The organism is Mesorhizobium sp. CA4, from assembly GCF_020165075.1.
GTDB lineage: Bacteria > Pseudomonadota > Alphaproteobacteria > Rhizobiales > Rhizobiaceae > Mesorhizobium.
Map to the genome: position 1 here is coordinate 151,144 of NZ_JAIUHK010000009.1, position 23,791 is coordinate 174,934.

Below are 23,791 nucleotides of genomic sequence, written 5' to 3' on the forward strand. Positions count from 1 at the left end.
AACGTAATCGATACTTCCTTGCCGCACTAATGTACGCACGACAGGTTGCAGAGACCCGGCGGCGGCAAGGGCGAGTGCATGCTTCTCGACTACAATTCATTGCTGCTGGCCGTCGGCTTCTCCGCAGCCTGCCTCAGCCTCACCCTGTTCGGAACCTGGCTGACCGCCCGTTCCGACAGGTTCCTGCTGACATGGGCGACCAGCGTGCTGGTGGTGGTGGCGGAGGTTTTTGTTTATGACGCCTATATCGATGCGCCCGGAACAACCCTCGGCATCCTGGCGCTGGCGCTGCTGCTGTTCGGCTTCTCGGTGATGTTGGGCGCCGCCCACCAGTTCCGGACTGGACGCTCGCCGCTGCCGCGCATCACGCTTGGCACTGCCTTCTCCTTTGCGCTGGCGTTACCGCCAATGGCGCTCGGCTATGACGGTCTGGGCTTCATGCTTGAGAATTTCCTTGCCGCGCTACTCCTATTCGGCACGGCGCATGAATATTGGAAGGGTCGCGAGGAGGCTCCGGCGCAACTCGTGGGCGTGGCGCTGCTCTATTCGTTGACCGCTGTTTCCTTCGTGCTTTGCGCGGCCGTGCTGGCTTGGGACGGCAAACTCGTCCTCGGCCACGCGCCGAGCAACTGGGCGGAGGATCTGAGCTTGGTCATCGTCATCGCTTCGATGACCGGCATCGGCGCGCTGTCGCTGGCGCTCAACCAGGGGCGGCTCGCGCGCCACCACAAGCATGAGGCCGAGACCGACGTGCTGACCGGGCTGCTCAACCGTCGCGCTTTGTTCGACCTGCACGGCAAGACGCCGGTCAGCGCTTTCACGGCGGTCGTGGTGTTCGACCTCGACGGCTTCAAGGCGATCAACGACCAGTTCGGCCATGCCGCCGGCGACGAGGTGCTGAAGGTTTTTGCCCAGGTGCTCTCCGCCGACCTGCGCCCGAACGACTCCGTCGCCCGCATGGGCGGCGAGGAATTCGCGATGGTGTTGAGGCGCACCTTGCCAGAGACAGTCGAGGCGACGGCCGAACGTGTCCGGGCCGCGTTCGCCGCGCGCATTATTGAGACGGAGACCGGGCCGTTGCGCTGCACGGTGAGCGCCGGCTTCGCCTTCGGCAACAGCGATGGCGTGAGCTTCGACAAGGTGCTCAGCGCCGCCGACAAGGCGCTCTATGCCGCCAAGCGCGGCGGCCGCAACCGCGTGCTCGACTTCCGCCGTGCCGGTTGAGGCTTGGGGCATCGCCCTCAGTGGTGGGCGATCACTTCGTTGAATGCGTCGAGATCGACGTAGAAGACCTTGGTCATCTCACCCAGCAGATCATCCTCGTCATAGCCTTGCGACATCAGGATGTTGATCGCAGTCATGATATCGACGCGATCCGTGAGCCGCCGCTTCTGATAGTCTTCGACAAAACGTTCCATCGCCGTCCCCTGGCACGAACCTTTTTGGACGCGTTGACCGACAATCACTGGGGAGAAAACTAGGCAGGCTTGCTTGCGTGAAACTTGCGCGCGGTGTCCGCGCGCCTTCCCCCTCATTCGCAACTGATACGGAAAGCGACCGACTCACCAAGGCCAAGAAAAGACTAGCATGCGATATCCAACGCACCAGAGCTGGGCTGGGCCAGCGGAGAGAAATACTGGGCTTGCTGCCGCCTGCGATGTCGAGCGAAGTCGAGAAAACGATTCTAGACTGTCAGAAACTTTCGCACATCCGCGCGGTCCAGATCTTCGGCGGGGCCGGTATGCACGATCTGGCCGCGATCCATGATGTTGACCTCGTCGGCAAGTTCCCGGCAGAAGTCGAGATACTGCTCGACCAGAAGCACGGCGATCCCCGCCTGGTCGCGGAGATACCGGATGGCGCGGCCGATATCCTTGATGATCGACGGCTGGATGCCTTCGGTCGGCTCGTCAAGCACCAGGAGCTTGGGTCGCATCACCAGCGCTCGCCCGATGGCAAGTTGCTGCTGCTGGCCGCCGGAAAGATCGCCACCGCGGCGGCCGAGCATCTGCTTCAAGACCGGAAACAGCTCGAAGACATGGGCCGGAATGTTACGGTCGGCGCGCCTCAACGGCGCGAAGCCGGACTCCAGGTTTTCGCGCACCGTGAGCAGCGGAAAGACTTCCCTGCCCTGCGGCACGAATGCGATGCCCGACCGGGCGCGGTCATACGCCGCGCTCCGGTCGAGCGCCTTCCCCTCGAAGGCAACGCTTCCGCTCGTCAGCCGGTGATGGCCGACAATCGATCTCATCAAACTGGTTTTGCCGACGCCGTTTCGGCCGAGCACGCAAGTGATCTTGCCGGCACCCGCCTTCAGCGAAACGCCGCGCAGCGCCTGGGCGGCGCCGTAATGCAGCGTGGCATTGGAAACTTCGAGCATGGTCAGCCCCTTCTCCAGCGCTTCAGGAAAGCGAAATCGAAACGGCAAAATGGAACCCGCCAGACCATGCTCACCGCCCCAGATAGACTTCGACGACACGCTCGTCCGCCGAGACGAAATCGAGCGTGCCTTCCGACAGCACCGAGCCCTCGTGCAGGCAGGTGACCTTGACGCCGAGCTCGCGCACGAAATGCATGTCGTGCTCGACGACCACCACCGAATGGTCGCGGGCGATATCCTTGAGCAGACGCGCGGTCTCCTCGGTTTCCGCATCGGTCATGCCGGCGACCGGCTCGTCGACGAGCAAAAGCTTTGGGTCCTGCGCCAAGAGCATGCCGATCTCCAGCCATTGTTTCTGGCCGTGGCTGAGATTGGCGGCGAGCTCGCCGCGCTTGTCGCCGAGACGGATGATGCCGAGGATGTCGTCGATGCGCCGCATCTCGGCCGCCGAGCGGCGATGGAAAAGAGCCGGGAAGATCGAGCGCGGCCCTTTCAGCGCCAGCATGAGATTGTCCTCGACGCTGTGGCTCTCGAAGACGGTCGGCTTCTGGAATTTGCGGCCGATGCCCATCATGGCGATTTCGGCCTCGTCATGCCGGGTGAGATCGACCTCACCGTCGAAGAACACTTCGCCCTCGTCCGGTCGCGTCTTGCCGGTGACGATATCCATCATCGTCGTCTTGCCGGCGCCATTCGGCCCGATAATGGCGCGCATCTCGCCCTTGTCGAGCACCAGCGACAGGTTGTTGATGGCGCGAAAGCCATCGAAGGAGACCGAGACGCCGTCGAGATAAAGGATGGTGTTCGACTTGCTCATGATCGCTCATTCCGCCGGCTGCGGTTCGGCGCCGGAAGCCGACCAGGCGCCCGGCGTTCTCGCCGCCGACCGCACGATCTTCGGCTCCGGCGGCTCCTCGATATCGGCACCGGCTTCCGCCGCAAGCGAAGCTGAGCGCAGCGCCTTCGCCTTGCCGCGCCAACCGTCCCACACGCCGACGATGCCCTTGGGCAACAGCAGGGTGACGGCGACGAACAGGCCGCCCAGCGCGAACAGCCAGAATTCCGGCAGCACGCCGGTGAACCAGGACTTGCCGGCGTTGACGAGCAGCGCACCGAGGATCGGGCCGACAATGGTGCCGCGCCCGCCGACGGCGGTCCAGATCACCACCTCGATCGAGTTGGCCGGGTCGAATTCGCCGGGATTGATGATGCCGACCTGCGGCACGTAAAGCGCTCCGGCGATGCCGGCCATGATAGCCGAGACCGTGAAGGCGAACAGCTTGACGTTCTCGGCCCGCCAGCCGAGGAAGCGGGTACGGCTTTCAGCGTCGCGCACCGCCATCAGGAGCTTGCCGTATTTGGAGCGCACGATCGCCGCGGTGACGAAGACAGCGAGCGCCAGCATAACGGCGCTGGCCGCAAACAGCGCCGAGCGCGTCGTATCCGCCTGCACGTTGAAGCCCAGAATATCCTTGAAATCGGTCAGGCCGTTATTGCCTCCGAATCCCATGTCGTTGCGGAAGAAGGCGAGCAGCAGCGCATAGGTCATCGCCTGGGTGATGATCGACAGATAGACGCCGGTGACGCGGCTTCGGAAGGCGAACCAGCCGAAGACAAAGGCGAGCAGGCCGGGCACGGCCAGCACCATCAACGCCGCGAACCAGAAATGGTCGAAGCCGTGCCAGAACCAGGGCAGCTCCTTATAGTTCAGGAACACCATGAAGTCCGGCAGGATCGGATTGCCGTAGACGCCGCGCGAGCCGATCTGGCGCATCAGATACATGCCCATCGCATAGCCGCCGAGCGCGAAGAAGGCGCCGTGGCCGAGCGAGAGGATGCCGCAATAGCCCCAGACGAGGTCGAGCGCGAGCGCCAGCAGCGCGTAGCAGAGATATTTGCCGACCAGCGCTACGATATAGGCCGGAATGTAGAAGGCGCTTTGCGGCGAGACCGCCAGGTTGAGCAGCGGCACGGTGATGGCCGCCGCGAGCAGCGCGAGGATCATGACGGCGATCCGGCGATCGGCGCCGAAGAAGCGTTGCGTGATCATGCTTCCACCGCCCTGCCCTTCAGCGCGAACAGGCCGCGCGGGCGTTTCTGGATGAAGAGGATGATCAGCACCAGCACGACGATCTTGCCGAGCACCGCGCCGGCATAGGGCTCGAGGAACTTGTTGACGATGCCGAGCGAGAAGGCGCCGACCAGTGTGCCCCACAGATTGCCGACGCCGCCGAACACCACGACCATGAAACTGTCGATGATGTAGCCGCGGCCGAGATTGGGCGAGACATTGTCGATCTGGCTGAGCGCCACGCCGGCGATGCCGGCAATGCCGGAGCCCAGCGCGAAGGTCAGCGCGTCGACCCATGGCGTCCTGATCCCCATCGAGGCAGCCATGCGGCGGTTGGCGGTGACGGCGCGCATCTGCAGACCCCAGGCCGTGCGCTTCATGACGTAGAGCAGCACCGCAAAAACAAGTAGCGCGAACACCAGGATCCACAGCCGGTTCCAGGTGATGGCCAGCTGGCCGACGTCGAACGAGCCCGACATCCAGGATGGATTGCCGACCTCCTGGTTGGTCGGCCCGAAGATGGTGCGCACCGCCTGCTGCAGGACCAGCGAGACGCCCCAGGTAGCCAGAAGCGTCTCCAGTGGGCGGCCATAGAGGAAGCGGATGATGCCGCGCTCGATCGCAAGGCCGACAAGTGCTGCGACAAGGAAGGCGAGCGGCAGCGCGATCGCCAGCGACCAGTCGAACAGGCCCGGAAACGAGGTGCGGATCACCTGCTGGACGACGAAGGTGGTGTAGGCGCCGAGCATCACCATCTCGCCATGCGCCATGTTGATGACGCCCATGACGCCGAAGGTGATGGCAAGCCCGATCGCCGCAAGCAGCAGCACCGATCCCAGCGAAACGCCGTACCAGATATTCTGGCCGGCATCCCACAAGGCCAGCTTGGAGTTGATGTTGCCGATCGCGGCCGCCGCCGCGTCCTTGACCGCGCCCTGGCCATTGGCATCGACCGAAGTCAGCAACGAAAGCGCGTCGCGGTCGCCACGCGCGGCGATGATCGAGACGGCCGCGAGCTTGTCGGCTTCGGGCTTGTCGGAAACCACGACTGACGCCGCGCGCGCCTGCTCGAACAGGGTTTTGACGCCGGGATCGGTCTCGGCGGCGATCGCGGCATCGAGCGGCTCGATGTTCGCCGCATCGGGCGTCTTGAACATGGTTGCCGCGGCGGCGAGGCGCACGCTGGCGTCCTTGGCGCGCAAGGTCAGCGTGCCCAGGGCATCGCGGATCGTGCGGCGGAGCCCATTGTTGACCTTGATCTTGGTGAGATCGGCCTTGGCGGCGTCGGCAGTCTCTTCGCCGCTCAATGGATCGAGCAACTCGATGCCGTCTCCCGCTTCCTTGCCGACAAAGACCTGGGAGTCGCTCTTGCGAATGTAGAGATTGCCGTCGGCCAGCGCCGAGAGAGGCCGTTCGACGGCCGGATCGCCGCTCGCGGCCAGCTCGCGCACGACGGCCTCGGTGGCCGAGAAGCCGGTTGCAGCCGCGAATTTGGCGATCGTCGCGCGAAGGTCGGCCTCAGCCGCCTTCGACGGCGTCAGTCCAGCCATCGTCAGCAGCAACATCAGACCAATTGCGCGCAGCAGCAGCATTATCGTCTTCAAGCAGCTTTCTTGGTTTCGGGGATCTTGCCCGGGCGGACCGAAAGGGCCCACCCGGGCTGCGGTCTCGGATCGTGGGGCCACTCCGCGATCCGCCAGACCTGAGGTCTGGGACCAAAGGTCCGGACCGGGATCAGTTGGTGCCCTTGCCGCCGCACTTTCCGGTAGCGACGTTGAAGTTGCCGCAGGACAGAGGCGCGCGCCAATCCGAGATCAGGTCCTTGGAATCCGGCAGGTAGTCGGACCATTCGTCGCCCATGACGAGGCCGGGCGTTTGCGAGACGGTCTCGAACTGGCCGTCGGCCTGGATCTCGCCGATCAGCACCGGCTTGGTGATGTGGTGGTTCGGCATCATCGTCGAATAGCCACCGGTCAGGTTCGGCACCGAAACGCCGACCATGGCGTCGATGACCTTGTCCGGATCGGTGGTGCCGGCTTTCTCGACCGCCTTCACCCACATATTGAAGCCGATATAATGGGCCTCCATCGGGTCGTTGGTGGTGCGCTTGTCGTTCTTGATGAACTTGTGCCAGTTGTCGATGAACTTCTTGTTCTCCGGCGTGTCGACGCTTTCAAAGTAGTTCCAGGCGGCGAGGTGGCCGACCAGAGGTCCGGTATCGAGGCCGGCCAACTCTTCCTCGCCGACCGAGAAGGCCATGACCGGGATGTCCTCGGCCTTGACGCCCTGGTTGCCGAGCTCCTTGTAGAACGGGACGTTGGCATCGCCGTTGACGGTCGAGACCACGGCCGTCTTCTTGCCGGCCGAGCCGAATTTCTTGATCGCCGAAACCTCGGTCTGCCAGTCCGAGAAGCCGAACGGCGTGTAATTGACCATGATGTCCTCGGCCGGCACGCCCTTCGACTTGAGATAGGCTTCGAGGATCTTGTTGGTGGTGCGCGGATAGACGTAGTCGGTGCCTTCAAGGACCCAGCGCTTCACCGAGCCGCCATCGGCGCTCATCAGATAGTCGACGGCCGGAATAGCCTGCTGGTTCGGCGCCGCACCGGTGTAGAAGACGTTGCGCTCGCTCTCCTCGCCCTCATACTGGACGGGATAGAACAGAATGTTGTCGAGTTCCGAGAACACCGGCAGCACCGATTTGCGCGACACTGAGGTCCAGCAGCCGAACACGGCCGCCACCTTGTCCTTGGAAATCAGCTCGCGCGCCTTTTCGGCGAAGAGCGGCCAGTTGGACGCCGGGTCGACCACCACGGCTTCCAGCTTCTTGCCGAGCAGGCCGCCTTTGGCGTTTTGCTCGTCGATCAACATCAGCATGACGTCTTTCAGCGTCGTCTCCGAAATCGCCATGGTCCCCGACAGCGAATGGAGGATACCGACCTTGATCGTGTCTTCAGCCGCCTTGGCGGATGCTGAAGCCAGCAGACCGGCCGCGACGACGCCGGCGGACAGGATTTTTGTTATTTTCGCGAAGTTACCCCTCATATGACACACTCCCAAGCTGGTTGTTTTGCATCGCAATATTAGCGGTGCAAGCGACGTGCCAGATAGGAATACGCTGAACTGATTCTCGCGATAACGTAGTGATTACAGCTGGTTATCTGATAGCCGCGCAACTGTCGCCTCTACTGCGACGCGGCAGGATTGAGAAAAGTTTACGCACCACCGCCTATATTTTGCACAAATGGTAAAAATGCCTATGATTTCACCACATAGGCAAGGGTAGCTTCATCGACCCTGTTGCGGGCTCATGGCGAAATGAGGCAAGGTCGCCGTCCAAACGAGCGACGTCATGGCCCTGCGAACAATCCTGACTTTCCTGCTTCTTGTGTCCGCCTCCGGTGGCGCCCGCGCCGATTTTGCCGACGGCAAGCTCCCGGACGGCGTCTATCACTGCGAGGTCTACCTGCTCGGCCTGTTCCTCAACCTCGGCGACATCACCATCAAGGGCAGCCTCTACAGCGGCCCGGTGACCTTCGGCGCCGCACCGCCGCCTTACAATTACCAGATGAACCCCAATGGCGAGATCACCTGGCTCGGTCCGCTCGGCGGCTACACCGCCGGCGGAAATTCGATCTCGATGACCCAGGCGACGCTGGATGACCCAAGCGCTCCCTCCTTCGACATCATCATGAAGCAGCAGGACGGAGCCTTCACAGCCTCGACCTGCACCAGAAGATAGTCCCGCATAAAAAAGGCGCGGAACCCGTTTGGGTCCCGCGCCAGCAGGCAGTCGGGAGGTCAGATCGTTTTCGCCGACATCTGGGCGGCGATGTAGTCGGCTTGGCGGATCGCCAGCGTCACGATGGTCAGCGTCGGGTTCTCCGCGGCACCCGTGGTGAACTGGCTGCCGTCTGAGACGAACAGGTTCTTAATATCGTGCGACTGGCCGTGCTTGTTGACGACGCCGTCCTCCGGCTTTTCGCTCATCCGGTTGGTACCGAGATTGTGGGTCGAAGGATAAGGCCGCGTCGGGAAGGTCCTGGTCGCGCCGACCGCGGCATAGAGCGCCTGACCCTGGCCGTAGGCATGGTTGCGCATGGCCTCGTCGTTCGGATGATCGTCGAAATGGACGTCGGCGATCGGCATGCCGTGCTCGTCCTTCTCGTCCTTGTGCAGCGTGATACGGTTCTCTTCGCGCGGCATGTCCTCGCCGACGATCCACAGACCCGCCATATGGTCGTAATGGTCGAGCGCCGTGGTGAAGGAGCGGCCCCAGCCGCCGGGATTGAGGAAGGCCGCCATGAATGGCAGGCCGAGCGACAGCGTCTCCATCTCATAGCCGCCGACGAAGCCGCGCGACGGGTCGTGGCGCGCCTCGTCGCGGATGATGCCGGCCATGGTGGTGCCGCGATACATATGCACCGGCTTGTCGAAGATGGCGTAGACCGAGCCGGTGGTGTGGCGCATGTAGTTCTTGCCTACCTGTCCCGACGAGTTGGCGAGCCCGTGCGGGAATTTCGATGATTCCGAGTTGAGCAGCAGGCGCGGGCTCTCGATCGAATTGCCGGCGACGGCGACGATGCGGGCTTTCTGCTCCTGCAGCTTGCCGTCCTTGTCGGCATAGACGACGCCGGTCACCTTGCCTGAAGCGTCATGATTGATCTTGATCGCCATCGAGTTCGGCCGCACCTCCAGATGCCCGGTCGCCTCGCCCTTCGGGATCTCGGTGTAGAGCGTCGACCATTTGGCGCCCCATTTGCAGCCCTGGAAGCAGAAGCCGGTCTGCTGGCAGGAATTGCGGTCGTCGCGCTCCACCGAATTGATGGCCATGTTGCCTGTGTGGCATTCCTTGTAGCCGAGCTTGTCGGCGCCGGCCTTGAGCACCTTGAAATTGTTGTTGCCCGGCAGCCGCGGCCAGTTGTTGGTGCCGGTGACACCCATCTTGGCTTCGGCCTTGGCATAATAGGGCTCCATCTCGGCTAGCGTCACCGGCCAGTCGAGGAGGTTGGCGCCCTTGACCTTGCCGTAGGTCGTGGCCGCCTTGAACTCGTGCTCCTGGAAGCGCAGCGAGGCGCCGGCCCAGTGCGTGGTCGAGCCGCCGACCGACTTGACGATCCAGGCCGGCAGGTTCGGAAAATCCTTGGCCACGCGCCAGTCGCCCGAAGTGGTGCGCTTGTCCTTCCAGGCGAGCTGGGCGAACGACTCCCACTCGTCGTTGATGAAGTCCTCATATTCGTGGCGTGCGCCCGCCTCGAGGATGACGACGTCGATGCCTTTCTGGGCGAGTTCGTTGCCGAGCGTGCCGCCACCTGCGCCGGAGCCGATGATGACGACCACGCCGTCATTGTTGAGATCAAATTGTGCTGCCATGGTTTCCTCCCATGAAATCTGTCGAAAAGCGGTTCGTGGCAGAGCGGCTCAGAGCCACTCGATGTCGTTGAAGCCGCGCGCGATGTAGCCGCCCTTGGAGTAGGACTCGCCCTCGTAGCCGAAGAGCGGCCACACCTCCTTCTGGTTGTAGAGGCTGACCACAAGCCCGCCGCGCACCGCCTGGAAGAACGGAGTCTTCTCGATACTGGTGAGCAGCGCCACCCGCTGCTCTTCCCAGCCAAGCCCGCGATAGCCGCCCTTGCCAGCCTTCTTGTCGAGCTCGGCGATGCCTTTCTCGATCAGCTCCTTGTGGGCAGGGTCCTTGGCGGCCGTCTCGTCATGGCCCTTGACGGCAATGGCGTAATATTTGTCCGGCACCTGGTCGTGCGGGTAGATGTCGCGCGCCACCTGGATCAGGGTTGCCATCGTTTCGGGCTTCAGCGCCGAGGTTTCGAGACCCCAGGCGTGTTCGGGGCTGATGACGGCGCTGCCGGAGATGATGAGCAGCGCGCCCGCGCCGCCACGCTTCAGAAGCTCGCGCCTAGATAGTACGACTTTCCTCTCATAACCCGGCTTCTTCTCGTAGACTGTAACCATGATTTCCTCCCTGCTTGCTGTTCGCACCCCTGAAAGTGCCGTTGCTGGCGCCGCGCCTCTCCGCGGCATATCCCCTATTGGAAGCGCCCTCCCCGCTGCAGGACCTCGATCTTGTAGCCGTCGGGATCCTCGATGAAGAAGAAGCGGGCGATCAGCGCCCCGTCGTGATTGAACTCGACAATCTTCTTCGGGTTGAGACCGAGCGCGCCGATGCGGTCGTGTTCGCTGTCGAGATCGGCGACCGAGAAGGCGAGATGGCCGTAGCCGTCGCCAAGCGCGTAGGGCTCGGCGCGTCCCTTGTTCACGGTCAGCTCCACCTCGAAAGGCGAACTCTCATTGCTGAGATAGATCAGCGTGAAGGTCTCGAAATCGAGCCGCTGGGCGACCTCGAGGCCAAAGGCCTTGTTTCGCTTCCATGCTGCGCACGACCTGCGCGCTCTATTTGCGCGGCCATCGGCCCAGCGCCGAAGACCAGGCCGCATTGAAGCAGGAAGCCGCCTAACTGCTCTCGGCTGCGACTTCCAGCGCCAGCCGGGTCATGTCGGTGAAGAGAGCCTGACGTTCCGAATAATCGGTCAGCTCGCCGGTGGCGACATGATCGACCACGGTGAGCAGCGACAGCGCCCGCGCGCCGAACTGCGCCGCAATCCGATAGAGCGCGCTGGTTTCCATATCGACGGCCAACGCCCCGAGCGCCCTTGGCTCGTCGAACCGCGCGCGGTCATCGGGATGGTGGAACACGTCGCTGCAGATCGTCAGTCCGGCGCTGCAGGCGATGCCGAGATCGGCGGCGCATCGCAGCGCCCGCGCATGCAGCGCCAGGTCCGGTCCCGCCGGCTGGTACAGCCCGAACACCTGCCCGCTGATTGCACTCTCGGCCCGCACCTCGCTCGAGACGACGACGCCGCGCAGGGGCACTTCTTCCGACAAGCCGCCGCATGTGCCAGTGCGTATCAGCGTTTTGACGCCGTAATACTCCATCAGCTCAAAGGCATAAATCAGGAAAGACGGCGCCCCTATCCCGGTCGCCTGGATGCTGACCGGCTTGCCGCGGAACCGGCCGGTGAAGCCCAGCGCACCCCTTCGGCGGTTCACGCAGCGCGGCGCCTCGAGAAACATCTCAGCCATCCATTGCGCGCGCTCGGGGTCGCCCGGCAACAGCACCGTTTCGGCATAGTCCCCCCGGCCCGCCTCGATATGCGGCGTCACGCGCTACCACCCCTGATAGACCCATCCGGCGACCATCATGGCAGGACTGCCGCAATGCGCAAGCGCTGGCTTATTTAGAGCAATTCCAGGGAAGCGCTGGACGCCCTAGGATTCCAGAACGTCCTTGACGATCGTCGCCAGTTGCTTGAGCGAGAACGGCTTCGGCAGGAAGCCGAAGTGCGCGTCGGCCGGCAGGTTCTTGGCGAAGGCGTCCTCGGCATAGCCCGAGACGAACACGAACTTGATGTCCGGCTGACGCCTGCGCAACTCGCCGAGCAATGTCGGCCCGTCCATCTCCGGCATCACCACGTCGGACACGATAATATCGACCTTGCCGCCGAGCGCCTCGAATATTTCCAGCGCCTCGACGCCGGAGGACGCCTCATGGACGGTATAGCCGCGCGAGGTCAGCGCCCTGACGCCGCCCATGCGCACGGCATCTTCGTCCTCGACCAGAAGCACGGTGGCCGAGCCGGACAGGTCTTTCGCGGTGTCGGCCGGCTTCGCAGGGGCCGCCGCTGCGATCGCCGGCGCCTCCCCCGGCTCGGCCTGCTTCTTCACCTCGGCGATGTGGCGCGGCAAGAAGATGCGGAACACCGTGCCCTTGCCGACTTCGGAATCGCAGAAGATGAAACCGCCGGTCTGCTTGATGATGCCATAAACCATGGACAGGCCGAGGCCGGTGCCCTTGCCCACTTCCTTGGTCGTGAAGAACGGCTCGAAGATCTTCTTCAGCACGTCGGGCGCGATGCCGCTGCCGGTGTCCTCCACGTCAACGAGCACATAGTCGGCCGGCGTCAGCTCGCGATAGGCGAAGGATTTGCACTCGTCGGCGGTGACGTTGCGGGTGCGCACGGTGAGATCGCCGCCGCTCGGCATGGCGTCGCGCGCATTGACGGCGAGGTTCACCACCACCTGCTCGAACTGGCCGATATCGACCTTGACCGGCCACAGGTCGCGGCCATGGTCGATCTTGAGCTTGATGTCGTTGCCGACCAGCCGGGCGAGCAGCATCCTGAGATCGGCCAGAACATCGGTCAGGTTGAGCACTTCCGGCCGCAGCGTCTGCTTGCGCGAGAAGGCCAGCAATTGCCGCACAAGCGAGGCCGCCCGGTTGGCGTTCTGCTTGATGTTCATGATGTCGGGGAAGGACGGGTCCGATGGCCGGTGATTGGTCAAGAGAAGGTCGGACGCCATGATGATGGCGGTCAGCACGTTGTTGAAATCGTGCGCGATACCGCCGGCGAGCTGGCCGACCGCCTGCATCTTCTGGCTCTGCGCCATCTGGCCCTCGAGCGCCTTCTGCTCGGTGGTCTCGACCGCATAGACGATCGCCGCCTCCTCGGCGCCTTCGGTGCCCGCGCTATCGGCCACGGCGTTGACGTAGAAGCGGATGTGCCGCTCTTCATTGCCGGGCAGCACGGAGTCGATCGGCTCGATATTGGCCTGCCGCTGCCTGGCCTTCTCGAAAGCGGCGGCGAAAGCCGGCCGGTCGCGCTCGTGGACGATGGTCTCGAATCGCACCCGCCGGTCGACGGCGTCGCGGTCGACCACGGACGAAAACAGCTGCAGGAACGGTGCGTTGGTGCGCAGGATGCGTCCGTTCGCATCGACGCCGGCAATGGCCATCGGCGTCGAGTTGAAGAAGCGGGTGAAGCGAACCTCGGAGGCCCGCAGCTCCGCGGACGCATCCTCGCCCTGGGTGCGATTGAGGACGATCGTGCGGGTCGGGCCGTTGACGCCTTCGCGGCTGGCCGAAACCCGGTGCATGAAGCGCACCGGCAGCGCCTGGCCGCTCATGGTGGTGAGGTCGAGGTCGATGACGGCGTTGCGGGTGGTACCCGGGTCGGCCTTGACGGAACGGACCAGCGCCATGCCGTCGCCGGCGATGATTTCCGGCAGCGTGATGGCGCCCGGCGTGAAGGAGGCAAGGTCGATGCCCAGCCACTCGGCAAGCGTGGCGTTGATATAAGTGACGCGGCCTTCCTGGTCGGCTGAGAAGAACCCGGCCGGCGCATGGTCGAGATGATCGATGGCTTTCTGCAGGTCGAGGAAGAAACGTTCCTGCTCCGCCCGTTCCTGCGAAATGTCGGCGAGCTGCCAGGCCAGCATCGGCAGCCTTTGCCCGGGCATGCTGAAGGCGCGGGCGCGGGCGCGGTACCAGCGCGCACCGGGCTCGGCGCCGGGCTTGATCGACTGCGCCAGCCGGAACTCGCCGTCGCCCGCCTGGCCGTCGCGCAGGCCGGAAGCCAGCCGGTAGATCGTCATCGAAGCTTCGGGAACATCCGACAACAGCCCCTCGACGGTCTTGAGATCGGCGGCCGAGGCAGCACCCGTCATATCGGCATAGGCGCGGTTGGCGTAGACGACGCGGCCCTTGGTGTCGGTGACCAGCAGGCCCTGCGACATCGAGTCGACGAAGGCTTTCGACAATTCATCGCCGGTCGACCGCGGCGCGATCTGCACGAAACCGATCGCGGTCGCGAACAGGAAGCCGACGCCGATCATGGCGAGCACGCCGAGCATGCCGAGCAGGAAAGGGTCGCCGAGGCGCTCGCGGAAAAGTCCGAAGACGATCGCGGCACCGGTCAGCACGATGATGAAGACGATGAGCCTGGTGACGGCGCCCGGACGCGTGTTCTGGTCGACGATCGGTACCGGATAGAAATCGCCGCGCGCTTCCTTGGCCATGTTCCCCCTGCTCGTGATTCCGGTGTCCGATGGGCGCGGACGGTCGGTTGAATCACATTCTCCTGTAACGGAAAAGGCCTTGGCCGCAAATGTCCGATAAAATCAACGATTCATGTTTCAAACTGTTCACGATGGATGATGTGAACTTGCGGCGGGCCGCCGCGGCGGTCTAGTGTCGCCTTACTCGAAAAGGCGATTGGGTGCACCGATGCTGCAGTGGCTGGATAGCGTGGCGGGTCCGGGTTATGTCGCTGCAATCCTGTGGACGTTCGCAGCGCTCGTTTTGCTTGTCGTCGTCCTGCTCGTCATCAAGGTGGTTCGCAACCTGACCTTCGGCACCTTCGTGGCCGGCGGCAGGAACCGCAAGACGCGCCTTGCCGTCATGGACGCGACCGCCGTCGACAGCCATCGCAGGCTGGTGCTGGTGCGCCGTGACGACATCGAGCATCTGATCTTGATCGGCGGGCCGACCGATGTCGTGGTCGAGCGCGATATCCGGCTGGCAGCACCTCGCCGGCCGGCGCTGACCGGCGACAGCGGCCAGCAGCAGGCAACCGCCGCCGCGCGCCCGCGCGCGCCGCAGCCGGCACCTCCGCCCCCACCCGCGCCCGTCAGGCAACCGCCGCCTGCCGCCCAGCCAGCCGCCGCCACACGCCCGCACGCCCCGGCACCTGGTCCCGCGCCCAAGCCGGCGGCGCCGAGCCAGCCGACGGCGAAGGTCATGCCGATGCCGGGCTACGGGACGGCCAACGGCGGCACCAGATACACGCCGCCGCCCTCAAACGATTCCATCGACGACACGCTGATGCACGAACTCGAGACCTCTCTCGACGAAACGCACGCCCAGCCGCCACCCAGCAAACCTGCGCCCAAACCTTCGCTCGATGACGAGATGACCAAGCTGCTTGGCGAACTGGGCAGCCACAAGCGCTGACCTTCCCGGCAGAAGCGAGCCTTTCCGCGCCCTGAGCACCGGAAACGAAAATGGCCGGAAATCCGGCCATTTTCTACGTTTTCCTGCCTATTCGGTTCGCGTCAGTCGTCGCGATAGACCTTCTCGCGGCGTTCGTGACGCTCCTGCGCCTCGATCGACAACGTCGCGATCGGACGTGCGTCGAGCCGCTTCAACGCGATTGGCTCCCCGGTTTCTTCGCAATAGCCGTAGGTGCCTTCGTCAAGGCGCTGGAGCGCGGAGTCGATTTTCGAGATGAGCTTGCGCTGGCGGTCGCGGGCGCGCAATTCGATGGCGCGGTCGGTTTCGGAGGAGGCGCGATCGGCCAGGTCGGGGTGGTTGGCGTTTTCCTGCTGCAGGATTTCTAAGGTTTCGCGCGCTTCGCGCAGAATGTCGTTCTTCCAAGTGATAAGCTTTTGGCGGAAGTACGATTTTTGCCGTTCGTTCATGAACGGCTCGTCTTCGGAGGGTACGTAATCGGCGGTAACGATGTCGTTCATTCGACTCACCCAACAACCCCAAAATTTGGCGCCTATATATTCGGGGACAAGAGCCTGCACAAGCGCTATCGGCGAGAGTTTCACGCAATTGTTAGTCTCGCATCGGGGACTCCGGCGACGACGTTGTTTCAACGGCACAAAACGAATTCGCACATGATTCGTTGCAGTTGTCGGCCGACCATTGTGCATGACGTCGTTCTGGTGACTAATCGCGCGTTGCCAGGAAGGCAGCGTCATGGAGGTCTGGTTTGAGCAGGCTTTATCTCTTGCGGCATGCCAAAGCCGGCTGGGCGCTGCCCGGCGTGCGCGATTTCGACCGCCCGCTCGACGAATCGGGCATGGCCAATGCCGAAGCGATTGGAGAAGCCATGCGGGCCCGCAACTACGTGCCGGACGTCACCCTTTGCTCAAACGCCAAGCGGGCGAGGCAGACGCTGGAAGGCCTGGCGGGGCGCACCGACACCGGCCGGATCCTGTTCTTCGACACCCTCTACAGCGAGGATGCGGCCGGCTATCTCGACATCATCCGCAAGAATGGCGGCGCCAACTCGCTTCTGGTGATCGGCCACAACCCGATGACCGAAGATCTGGCCGTGGCGGTGTCGGGCGACGGCGATGAGGCGGCGCGCGGCATGATGAATCACGGTTTTCCGACCTCCGGCCTTGCCGTGGTGCGCTTTCCCGGCAAGCTTGCCGAAGCGGCGCAGGGCAACGGCTATCTCGAAGCCTTTCTCACGCCCGCCGACCTCTGAGACCATTTCAAACCCACGATCCAGGGCCTATATCGGGCGCGGACGCGCAACCAGAGGCTGATTTGGCATCATCGCTGACCAATTTCACCGACGAGGCAAGGATTGCGCTCGACACGCTATCTGGCCGCGCCGCCGGGCTCTTCTCTCCGTCATTGCGTCTTGGCGTCACCGGGCTCTCCCGCGCCGGCAAGACGGTGTTCATCTCCGCTCTCGTCCACAACCTCATCCATGGCGGACGCCTGCCCCTCTTCGAGGCCCAGAAATCCGGCCGTATCGCCCGCGCCTTCCTCGAGGAGCAGCCGGACGACGCCGTTCCGCGTTTCCAGTATGAGGACCATGTCGCGGCTCTGGTGAACGACCGCGTCTGGCCGGACTCGACCCGCGCCATCTCCGAGCTCCGGCTCACCATCGAATATGAGTCGGCTTCCGGCTGGAACCGGTTGTTTTCAGCCGGAAAACTTTCCGTCGATATCGTCGATTATCCCGGCGAGTGGCTGCTCGACCTGCCACTGCTCGGTAAGTCCTTCGCCGACTTTTCGCGCGAGGCGGTCGAACTGGCCGCCCTGCCCGTCCGCTCCGACCTGTCGCAGGCCTGGCGCGAGCTGGCTTCCACCGTCAGCCCCGATGCCGACGCAGACGAGATGACGGCGCGACGATTGGCAGAAAGCTTTGCCGCCTATCTCAAGGCCTGCAAGCTCGACGACCGCGCGCTGTCGACGCTGCCGCCCGGCCGTTTCCTGATGCCAGGCGACCTCGAAGGTTCTCCGGCGCTCACCTTCGCGCCGCTTATGACGCTGACGCAAGGCCGGCCGCGCTCCGGATCGCTGCAGGCGATGATGGAGCGCCGCTATGAGGCCTATAAGACGCATGTTGTCAAACCGTTCTTTCGCGAGCACATCACCCGCCTCGACCGGCAGATCGTGCTGATCGACGCCATGCAGGCGCTCAATGCCGGCCCGGCGGCCATGGCTGATCTGGAGCGCGCGGTGACCGAGATCCTGTCCTGCTTCCGGCCCGGACGCGGCAATTTCCTCACCGATTTCTTCTCGCGCCGCATCGACCGCATCCTGGTCGCGGCGACCAAGGCGGACCATCTGCACCACGAAAGCCACGACCGGCTGCAGGCGATCGTGCGCCGGCTGACCGACCGGGCCGTGGCGCGAGCGAATTTCAGCGGCGCCGCCGTCGATGTCGTCGCCATGGCAGCGGTTCGCTCGACCCGCGAGGGCACGGTGAAACAGGGGCGAGAGACGCTGCCCGTCATCATCGGCATCCCGCTCAAGGGCGAGAAGATCAACGGCGAGACATTCGACGGCAAGACCGAAACCGCCATATTCCCGGGCGATTTGCCGGAAAAGGTGGGCGCCGTGTTCGACATTTCTCGATCACCGCCCGACAGCAGCGAACCGGCGATCCGTTTCGTGCGTTTCCGCCCGCCGAAGCTCGAACGCACCGCCGAAGGCGTCACGCTGTCCTTGCCGCATATCCGGCTCGACCGCGCGCTGCAGTTCCTGATCGGAGATCATCTGGCATGACCGCGCCCCGAAAACCGGCGGCCTTCCGCATCGAGCCTGAGACCGAGGCGCCGCCGCAACCACAGCGAAACCGCGCTGCCGAGGAACAGCCGGCGCGCAGGCCACGTGCCGCGAGGGCCGATGTAGCGGTCGTGATCCCCTCGGAAGTCGACGTCTTCGAGGAGCCGGATATCGAGGCCGCGGTTCCGCCGCCGGCGACGGCGCCGAGAAAGCGTTCGCTGTTTTCCCGGCTGTTCTTCAGCGCTCTGAGCGTGCTCGTCTCGCTGGCGGTCGGCCTGTGGGCCGATCAGTTGATTCGCGACCTGTTTGCGCGCGCCGAATGGCTCGGCTGGCTGGCGGCCGGCATGGCGGCGATCGCGCTGCTTTCCCTGCTCGTCATCCTGATCCGCGAATTCCTCGCCATCGCCCGCCTTGCCGAAGTCGAAAAGATGCAGAAACGGGCCCTGGATGCGGTGGCGCGCGACGATCCCAAGGCGGCGCGCGCCTTGGTCGACGAGCTCTCGGCCTTCGTCGCGGCGAAACCCGAGACCGCCGCAGGGCGTCGTTCGCTCGCCGAATTGCGCGGCGAAATCATCGACGGGGCCAATCTGGTTCGGCTGGCCGAGACCGAAATCCTGTCGCCCCTCGATACCCGTGCCAAAGTCATGATTCTGGAAGCGGCGAAGCGCGTGTCGCTCATCACGGCGGTCAGCCCGCGCGCGCTGGTCGACATCGCTTATGTCGTGTTCGAGGCCGGGCGGCTGATCCGGCGCCTCTCCGAGCTCTATGGCGGCCGCCCAGGCACGCTCGGCTTCTTCCGGCTGGCGCGCGGCGTGCTCGCGCATCTGGCGGTGACCGGATCGATCGCGGTGGGCGACAGTTTCGTGCAGCAGATCGTCGGCCACGGGCTTGCCGCAAAACTCTCGGCAAAACTCGGCGAAGGCGTGGTCAACGGCATGATGACGGCGCGCATCGGCATCGCCGCGATGGAAACCGCCCGCCCCTTACCGTTCATCTCAGTGAAGCGCCCGGGCCTCGGCGATTTCCTCTCGGCGCTGACGTCTTTCGCGGCACGAAAGAACGGCCAGGACGACCGATAAGGTAAACGCGTGACCCATTGCGGGTGACGAAGCATTAACCAATCTTCTGCATGGTCAGTTCGGTCCCAAGAATAGACTCTTTCGTGCCGGGTGTCGTCGATGAGAAGCGTAATCCTGTCCTGCGTTCTGCCTGCCGCCATTGCGATTGCCGCGCCGCTCGGACTCGTCGAAAAGGCCCTTGGCGCAGAGCCGGACAAGCAGTTTTTCCGCTCAGTCGAAGGCAGATGGGTCGGCCCTGGCGAGATCATCGCCGGCAAGTACAAAGGCACCAAATTCACCTGCGATTTCAATGGCTCGACGCCCGCCAGCAAGCTCGGCATGACGCTTGACGGCGGCTGCAGGGTCGGCGTGTTCACGCAAAAGATGTCCGCCAGTGTCGAACGCAAGGGCCGCGACGGTTACCGGGGCACCTTCATGGGCGGCTCGACCGAAAGCGGCATGGACATTGTCGGCGGCAATGTCGTCGACGCCCAGAAGGTCGTTTTCACCATCAACCGCAAGCAGTTGAACGGCGTCATGCAGGCGCGCGTGCCGGACGGCAATTCGATGACCGTGACGGTGGCCGTGCGCGTCAACAACCAGCTTGTGCCGGTGATCGGCATGAGCCTGAAGCGGGTCGATTCGGTCGAAGTCGGCGCCATCGCCAAGAACTGATCCGGCTCGGTTCCGGCAGCCCGCACCCACACTCGCAAAAATAGACTGATCAAGTCAAAGTCGGAAAGTGGCAGGCCACTTTGCGGCCAGGGCGATATTCCATCAGTTCCGGCCGCTCAGAGCGGCAACGATCCACCGCGATCGGGCATCGCGGATGGAAGCGGCATCCGGATGGTGGTTTGAGCGGGCTCGGTACGTCGCCGGTGAGGATGATGCGCTTGCGCGCGCCCGCAGGCGTCGTCTCGACGACGGGAACCGCCGAGATCAGCGCCTGGCTGTAGGGATGGGCAGGTGTCGCAAAGACCTCTTCCGCCGGGCCTTCCTCGACGATCGAGCCGAGATACATGACCGTGATGCGCGTCGAAACCTGGCGCACCACAGAGAGATCGTGGGCGATGAAGATATAGGTGAGCTTCAGCTTCTCCTGCAGATCGGCGAGCAGGTTGACGATCTGGGCCTGCACCGACACGTCGAGCGCGGAGACCGGCTCGTCCAGCACGACAAGGTCGGGATTCAACGCGATGGCCCTCGCGATACCGACGCGCTGGCGCTGCCCGCCGGAGAATTCGTGCGGATAGCGCATCATATGGTCCGGCAACAGCCCGACCAGCTCGAACAGCTCCGCCACGCGCGCGGTGATCTCACGCGCCGAAACCTTGCCATGGATACGCAACGGCTCGGCGACGAGGTCGCCGACGCGCCGGCGCGGATTGAGCGAGGCCGAGGGATCCTGGAAGACCATTTGCAAGCGCCGCCGCAGCGGCCTGAGCTCGGACAGCGATTTCGAGGTGATGTCGTCGCCTTCGAACAGAAGCTTGCCGTCGGTGATGTCGTAGAGCCGAACCAGGCAGCGCGCCAGCGTGGACTTGCCGCATCCGGATTCGCCGACAAGGCCCATTGTCTCGCCGCGCCGCACGGTCAGCGATACGTTGTCCACGGCATGGACGGTCCGCCTGCCCTCGGCGGAAAACCGGGTGCCGATCGAAAAGCGTTTTGCCAGTGAACGCGTCTCGAGGATCGGGCGATCTGTGTCTGTCATCGGTTCGCTCATGCCTGCGCCACCCGAAAGCACGCGGCGGCATGCGCGCTCGCGCCGAGACCCGGCTTGCCAGCCTCGCAGGGCTCGTAGCGGACCGGGCAGCGCGGGCCGAAGGCGCAGCCTTGCGGCAGCCGCAGCAAGGAAGGCGGCGACCCTGGGATAGCCGGCAGGCGGCGTGGTTTCTGGCCGGTCAGCGGCGGGATCGAGCCGAGCAGCGCGCGCGTATAAGGGTGTCGCGGATCGGAGAACAGCTCCGTGCGGGTGCCGCGCTCCACCACGCGGCCGGCATACATGACCATGACCCGGTCGGCGAGCTCGGAGACGACACCCATGTCATGCGTGATGAAGACCACCGCCGACTTGTGCTTCGCCCGCAATTTGCGCACTAGATCGAGGATGCCGGCCTGCACGGTGACGTCGAGCGCGGTGGTCGGCTCGTCGGCCACCAGCAGCGCCGGATCGCAGGACAAGGCCATCGCGATCACCGCGCGCTGCCGCATGCCGCCGGAAAGCTGATGCGGATAGCGCGACATCGCCTCGTGCGGATTGGGGAAATTAACCTCCGCCAGCAGCTGCTCGACACGCTCCATCGCCTTGGACTTGCTTAACCCACGATGCGCCCGGATCTGCTCCGCGATCTGCCAGCCGATCGTGTAGACCGGCGTCAGCGCCGTCATCGGGTCCTGGAAGATCATCGCGATCTCGTTGCCGCGCAGGCGCCGAAGTTCGCGCGGCGGCAAGCCCACCAGCTCGCGGCCCTTATAGCGGATCGAGCCTTCGATGGTGGCATTCGGGTCGGTGATAAGCCCCATTACGGCAAGCAGCGACACCGTCTTGCCGGAGCCGGATTCGCCGACGACGCCGAGGATCTCGCTTTCCTCGAGGTCGAAGGAAACACCGTCGATGGCGCGTACCGGCCCGTCATGCGTGCGGAAGGACACTTTGAGATCGCGCACCGACAATATCATGATGCCCTCAGGCGCGGATCGAGAAGGATGTAGACGAAATCGACGACCGCGTTGGCGATGACCACGAACATGGACGCGTACATGACCGTCGCCATGATCATCGGCAGATCGAGATTCTGCAGCGCGTCATAGGTGAGCTTGCCGATGCCGTGCAGGCCGAACACGACCTCGGTCAGCAAGGCCGAGCCGCCCACCAGCGCGCCAAAGTCGAGGCCGAACAGGGTGACGAAGGCGATGAGCGAGGTGCGCAGCGCATGGCGAAACAGGATGCGGGTCTCCGACAGGCCCTTAGCGCGGGCGGTGCGGATATAATCTTCCTGCATGGACTCGATGATGGCCGCGCGGAGCACGCGCCCGTAAATGCCGATATAGAGGATGGCCAGCGTGATCCATGGGATGACCAGCGTCAGGAACCAGCCCTTGGGATCGTCGGAAAAGTTCTTGTAGCCGAGCGGCGGCACCCAGGAGAACGCCCAACTGTCGTGATAACGGCTCTGGGTCATCAGGTTCATCACCTCGCCCAGCCAGTAGACCGGCATGGAAATGCCGAGCAGGCCCAAAGCCATCAGGAGCTTGTCCAGCCAGCTGTCGCGGGTGGCCGCGGCGACGATGCCGATGATGATGGAGACGACCACCCACAGGATCGCGGCGCCGAACACCAGCGATAGCGTGACCGGGATCGAATCCATGACGGCCGGCACAACCTTCCAGCCGCGGTTGACGAAGGAGGTCAGATCGCCGGTGACGAAGATCTTCTCCATCATGCGCGTGTATTGCACGTAGAGCGGCTGGTCGAAGCCGAAGCTGTGGCGCACCGCCGCCAGCACTCCCGGAGAAGCGTTGCGGCCGGCGATGCGCGCGGCGGGATCGGCGCCGGGCGTGGCGAAGAAGATCAGGAAGACGATGACCGAGATGCCGAACATCACGAAAAGCATCTGACCGAAACGGCGCAGGATGGCATAAAACATCAGTCGCGCCCCAGCCGGACCTTGGAACGCGGATCGAGCGCATCGCGCAGGCCGTCGCCGAAGACGTTGAGCGCCATGACGGAAATGGCGATCGCCAGCCCTGGCACCAGCGCAACCAGCGGCCTTGTGTAGAGCAGCGCCTGCCCATCCTGGATGATGGTGCCCCAGCTCGCGGCCGGCGGCTGCACGCCGATCGACAGGAACGAAAGCGCCGATTCCGTCAGCATGTTCAGCGCCATCATCAGCGGCACGAACACGATGAGGGTGGTGGTGATATTGGGCAGGATGTCGCGCCACAGAATGCGCCAGCCCGGCACGCCCAGATTGATCGCGGCGAACACGAATTCGCTGTGGCGCAGCGCCAGGACCTGCCCGCGGATCGGGCGCGCGACATAGGGTATATAGACAATTCCTATGATGATGATCGGCAACCATAGGCTGCCCGACTGGATCTCGATCGGTCCGATCGCGATGCCTTGCGCGATGGTGACGATGGAAAGCGAGATCGCCAGCAGATAGATCGGAAACGCCCAGAGCACGTCGAGCAAGCGCGACAGCACCGTATCGGTGATGCCGCCGAAATACCCCGCGATCAGGCCCGCCATCGTGCCGACGATCAGCGTGAAGATGGTGGCCGCCCCCGAGATCAAAAGCGAGTTCAAGCCGCCATAGAGCAACCTTGCCATGACGTCCCGCCCCTGGCTGTCGGCGCCGAGGAAATAATTGCCGAGCCGCCAGGTCGGGCCGATCGGCGTGTAGCCAAGCCCCAGTCCCTCGGTCGACTGTTCCATCACCGGAACGTCGGCGCCGTCGATCTGGATGACGGCGTCTAGCGTCGAGGCGAACGGATCCGTGCCCGCCCATTTTGCGTAAAGCGGCGCGCTGAAACAGGCGAGGACGATGATGAGGAACACGGCCAGGGACGCCATGGCGGCCCTGTCCGTTGCCAGCTTCGCAAACGCGACGGCCCAGGGCCCTCGCGTCTTGCGCGGCATGGCGGCGACTTGGCTGGACACGATATGT

23 protein-coding genes are annotated in these 23,791 nt (G+C 64.0%); 7 read left to right on the forward strand and 16 right to left on the reverse strand.

Going from position 1 to position 23,791, the window contains the following annotated elements:
- Positions 1–78: 78 nt before the first annotated feature.
- Positions 79–1,224 carry a GGDEF domain-containing protein gene (locus tag LB528_RS10300; protein WP_224714780.1) on the forward strand — a complete coding sequence of 382 codons (1,146 nt, stop codon included), beginning with the start codon at positions 79–81 and terminating at the stop codon, positions 1,222–1,224.
- A gap of 17 nt (positions 1,225–1,241) precedes the next feature.
- Here LB528_RS10300 and LB528_RS10305 read toward each other — a convergent pair whose 3' ends face one another.
- The 6 genes from LB528_RS10305 to urtA form a co-directional block, all read right to left on the reverse strand.
- Positions 1,242–1,418, reverse strand: coding sequence for a hypothetical protein (locus LB528_RS10305; RefSeq protein WP_224582295.1), 177 nt, complete (start codon positions 1,416–1,418; stop codon positions 1,242–1,244).
- A gap of 266 nt (positions 1,419–1,684) precedes the next feature.
- On the reverse strand, positions 1,685–2,380 hold the full coding sequence (gene urtE, locus LB528_RS10310; protein ID WP_041000655.1) for an urea ABC transporter ATP-binding subunit UrtE: 696 nt from the start codon (positions 2,378–2,380) through the stop codon (positions 1,685–1,687).
- Between the two features lie 70 nt (positions 2,381–2,450).
- Positions 2,451–3,197 (reverse strand): urea ABC transporter ATP-binding protein UrtD, encoded by a 747-nt coding sequence (gene urtD / locus LB528_RS10315; RefSeq protein WP_224511988.1) that lies wholly within the window; start codon positions 3,195–3,197, stop codon positions 2,451–2,453.
- A gap of 6 nt (positions 3,198–3,203) precedes the next feature.
- On the reverse strand, positions 3,204–4,430 hold the full coding sequence (urtC, locus tag LB528_RS10320; protein WP_224511990.1) for an urea ABC transporter permease subunit UrtC: 1,227 nt from the start codon (positions 4,428–4,430) through the stop codon (positions 3,204–3,206).
- Complete coding sequence (urtB, locus tag LB528_RS10325) at positions 4,427–6,043, reverse strand: urea ABC transporter permease subunit UrtB (protein ID WP_224714781.1); 1,617 nt, start codon at positions 6,041–6,043, stop codon at positions 4,427–4,429. The genes urtC and urtB overlap by 4 nt, the downstream gene beginning before the upstream one ends.
- 142 nt (positions 6,044–6,185) lie before the next feature.
- Entirely contained in the window at positions 6,186–7,496 is a 1,311-nt protein-coding gene (gene urtA / locus LB528_RS10330) for an urea ABC transporter substrate-binding protein (protein WP_224511994.1), read from the reverse strand.
- Positions 7,497–7,803: 307 nt separating this feature from the next.
- Between urtA and LB528_RS10335 the strand changes: the two genes are divergently transcribed.
- Positions 7,804–8,193: a hypothetical protein gene (locus LB528_RS10335; RefSeq protein ID WP_224511996.1), complete on the forward strand. Its 390-nt coding sequence runs from the start codon at positions 7,804–7,806 to the stop codon at positions 8,191–8,193.
- A 59-nt stretch (positions 8,194–8,252) separates the two neighbouring features.
- Here the strand turns inward: LB528_RS10335 and LB528_RS10340 are convergent, their stop codons facing one another.
- From LB528_RS10340 to cckA, 5 genes are all read right to left on the reverse strand, one after another.
- Positions 8,253–9,824 carry a GMC family oxidoreductase gene (locus LB528_RS10340; RefSeq protein ID WP_224714782.1) on the reverse strand — a complete coding sequence of 524 codons (1,572 nt, stop codon included), beginning with the start codon at positions 9,822–9,824 and terminating at the stop codon, positions 8,253–8,255.
- Positions 9,825–9,872: 48 nt separating this feature from the next.
- A complete protein-coding gene (locus LB528_RS10345; protein ID WP_224714783.1) occupies positions 9,873–10,421 on the reverse strand; it encodes a gluconate 2-dehydrogenase subunit 3 family protein in 549 nt (182 codons plus the stop codon).
- A 74-nt stretch (positions 10,422–10,495) separates the two neighbouring features.
- On the reverse strand, positions 10,496–10,903 hold the full coding sequence (locus LB528_RS10350) for a VOC family protein (protein WP_224714784.1): 408 nt from the start codon (positions 10,901–10,903) through the stop codon (positions 10,496–10,498).
- A gap of 16 nt (positions 10,904–10,919) precedes the next feature.
- Positions 10,920–11,630 carry a purine-nucleoside phosphorylase gene (locus LB528_RS10355; protein WP_224714785.1) on the reverse strand — a complete coding sequence of 237 codons (711 nt, stop codon included), beginning with the start codon at positions 11,628–11,630 and terminating at the stop codon, positions 10,920–10,922.
- Between the two features lie 105 nt (positions 11,631–11,735).
- Positions 11,736–14,321 (reverse strand): cell cycle histidine kinase CckA, encoded by a 2,586-nt coding sequence (gene cckA, locus LB528_RS10360; protein WP_224714786.1) that lies wholly within the window; start codon positions 14,319–14,321, stop codon positions 11,736–11,738.
- Between the two features lie 208 nt (positions 14,322–14,529).
- Between cckA and LB528_RS10365 the strand changes: the two genes are divergently transcribed.
- Positions 14,530–15,255, forward strand: a complete 726-nt coding sequence (locus LB528_RS10365) for a flagellar biosynthetic protein FliO (RefSeq protein ID WP_224714787.1) — start codon at positions 14,530–14,532, stop codon at positions 15,253–15,255.
- Positions 15,256–15,356: 101 nt separating this feature from the next.
- On the opposite strand, the gene dksA is transcribed toward LB528_RS10365, so the two are convergent.
- Positions 15,357–15,773: an RNA polymerase-binding protein DksA gene (gene dksA, locus LB528_RS10370; protein WP_224512009.1), complete on the reverse strand. Its 417-nt coding sequence runs from the start codon at positions 15,771–15,773 to the stop codon at positions 15,357–15,359.
- A gap of 248 nt (positions 15,774–16,021) precedes the next feature.
- Here dksA and LB528_RS10375 point away from each other — a divergent pair, with 248 nt between their 5' ends.
- From LB528_RS10375 to LB528_RS10390, 4 genes are all read left to right on the forward strand, one after another.
- Positions 16,022–16,525 (forward strand): SixA phosphatase family protein, encoded by a 504-nt coding sequence (locus LB528_RS10375; protein ID WP_224714788.1) that lies wholly within the window; start codon positions 16,022–16,024, stop codon positions 16,523–16,525.
- Between the two features lie 62 nt (positions 16,526–16,587).
- Positions 16,588–18,060, forward strand: a complete 1,473-nt coding sequence (locus LB528_RS10380; protein ID WP_224512014.1) for a YcjX family protein — start codon at positions 16,588–16,590, stop codon at positions 18,058–18,060.
- Positions 18,057–19,139, forward strand: coding sequence for a YcjF family protein (locus LB528_RS10385; protein ID WP_224714789.1), 1,083 nt, complete (start codon positions 18,057–18,059; stop codon positions 19,137–19,139). The genes LB528_RS10380 and LB528_RS10385 overlap by 4 nt, the downstream gene beginning before the upstream one ends.
- Before the next feature lie 99 nt (positions 19,140–19,238).
- Complete coding sequence (locus LB528_RS10390) at positions 19,239–19,793, forward strand: hypothetical protein (RefSeq protein ID WP_224587622.1); 555 nt, start codon at positions 19,239–19,241, stop codon at positions 19,791–19,793.
- Positions 19,794–19,842: 49 nt separating this feature from the next.
- Here the strand turns inward: LB528_RS10390 and LB528_RS10395 are convergent, their stop codons facing one another.
- Genes LB528_RS10395 through LB528_RS10410 form a run of 4 tightly spaced genes read right to left on the reverse strand, consistent with a single transcriptional unit; the run spans position 19,843 to position 23,763 of the window.
- Positions 19,843–20,832, reverse strand: coding sequence for an ABC transporter ATP-binding protein (locus tag LB528_RS10395; RefSeq protein ID WP_224714790.1), 990 nt, complete (start codon positions 20,830–20,832; stop codon positions 19,843–19,845).
- 8 nt (positions 20,833–20,840) lie between these two features.
- On the reverse strand, positions 20,841–21,800 hold the full coding sequence (locus LB528_RS10400; protein WP_140830220.1) for an ABC transporter ATP-binding protein: 960 nt from the start codon (positions 21,798–21,800) through the stop codon (positions 20,841–20,843).
- Entirely contained in the window at positions 21,797–22,768 is a 972-nt protein-coding gene (locus LB528_RS10405) for an ABC transporter permease (RefSeq protein ID WP_224714791.1), read from the reverse strand. Before LB528_RS10405 ends, LB528_RS10400 begins: the two co-directional genes overlap by 4 nt.
- Positions 22,768–23,763: an ABC transporter permease gene (locus LB528_RS10410; protein WP_263483963.1), complete on the reverse strand. Its 996-nt coding sequence runs from the start codon at positions 23,761–23,763 to the stop codon at positions 22,768–22,770. The genes LB528_RS10405 and LB528_RS10410 overlap by 1 nt, the downstream gene beginning before the upstream one ends.
- Positions 23,764–23,791: the final 28 nt, after the last annotated feature.

Coding starts and splice junctions, on each gene's coding strand:
- LB528_RS10300 (WP_224714780.1), top strand. CDS start 79: ATGCTTCTCGACTACAATTCATTGCTGCTGGCCGTCGGCTTCTCCGCA.
- LB528_RS10305 (WP_224582295.1), bottom strand. CDS start 1,418: ATGGAACGTTTTGTCGAAGACTATCAGAAGCGGCGGCTCACGGATCGC.
- urtE (WP_041000655.1), bottom strand. CDS start 2,380: ATGCTCGAAGTTTCCAATGCCACGCTGCATTACGGCGCCGCCCAGGCG.
- urtD (WP_224511988.1), bottom strand. CDS start 3,197: ATGAGCAAGTCGAACACCATCCTTTATCTCGACGGCGTCTCGGTCTCC.
- urtC (WP_224511990.1), bottom strand. CDS start 4,430: ATGATCACGCAACGCTTCTTCGGCGCCGATCGCCGGATCGCCGTCATG.
- urtB (WP_224714781.1), bottom strand. CDS start 6,043: ATGCTGCTGCTGCGCGCAATTGGTCTGATGTTGCTGCTGACGATGGCT.
- urtA (WP_224511994.1), bottom strand. CDS start 7,496: ATGAGGGGTAACTTCGCGAAAATAACAAAAATCCTGTCCGCCGGCGTC.
- LB528_RS10335 (WP_224511996.1), top strand. CDS start 7,804: ATGGCCCTGCGAACAATCCTGACTTTCCTGCTTCTTGTGTCCGCCTCC.
- LB528_RS10340 (WP_224714782.1), bottom strand. CDS start 9,824: ATGGCAGCACAATTTGATCTCAACAATGACGGCGTGGTCGTCATCATC.
- LB528_RS10345 (WP_224714783.1), bottom strand. CDS start 10,421: ATGGTTACAGTCTACGAGAAGAAGCCGGGTTATGAGAGGAAAGTCGTA.
- LB528_RS10350 (WP_224714784.1), bottom strand. CDS start 10,903: ATGCGGCCTGGTCTTCGGCGCTGGGCCGATGGCCGCGCAAATAGAGCG.
- cckA (WP_224714786.1), bottom strand. CDS start 14,321: ATGGCCAAGGAAGCGCGCGGCGATTTCTATCCGGTACCGATCGTCGAC.
- LB528_RS10365 (WP_224714787.1), top strand. CDS start 14,530: ATGCTGCAGTGGCTGGATAGCGTGGCGGGTCCGGGTTATGTCGCTGCA.
- dksA (WP_224512009.1), bottom strand. CDS start 15,773: ATGAACGACATCGTTACCGCCGATTACGTACCCTCCGAAGACGAGCCG.
- LB528_RS10385 (WP_224714789.1), top strand. CDS start 18,057: ATGACCGCGCCCCGAAAACCGGCGGCCTTCCGCATCGAGCCTGAGACC.
- LB528_RS10390 (WP_224587622.1), top strand. CDS start 19,239: ATGAGAAGCGTAATCCTGTCCTGCGTTCTGCCTGCCGCCATTGCGATT.
- LB528_RS10395 (WP_224714790.1), bottom strand. CDS start 20,832: ATGACAGACACAGATCGCCCGATCCTCGAGACGCGTTCACTGGCAAAA.
- LB528_RS10400 (WP_140830220.1), bottom strand. CDS start 21,800: ATGATATTGTCGGTGCGCGATCTCAAAGTGTCCTTCCGCACGCATGAC.
- LB528_RS10405 (WP_224714791.1), bottom strand. CDS start 22,768: ATGTTTTATGCCATCCTGCGCCGTTTCGGTCAGATGCTTTTCGTGATG.
- LB528_RS10410 (WP_263483963.1), bottom strand. CDS start 23,763: ATGCCGCGCAAGACGCGAGGGCCCTGGGCCGTCGCGTTTGCGAAGCTG.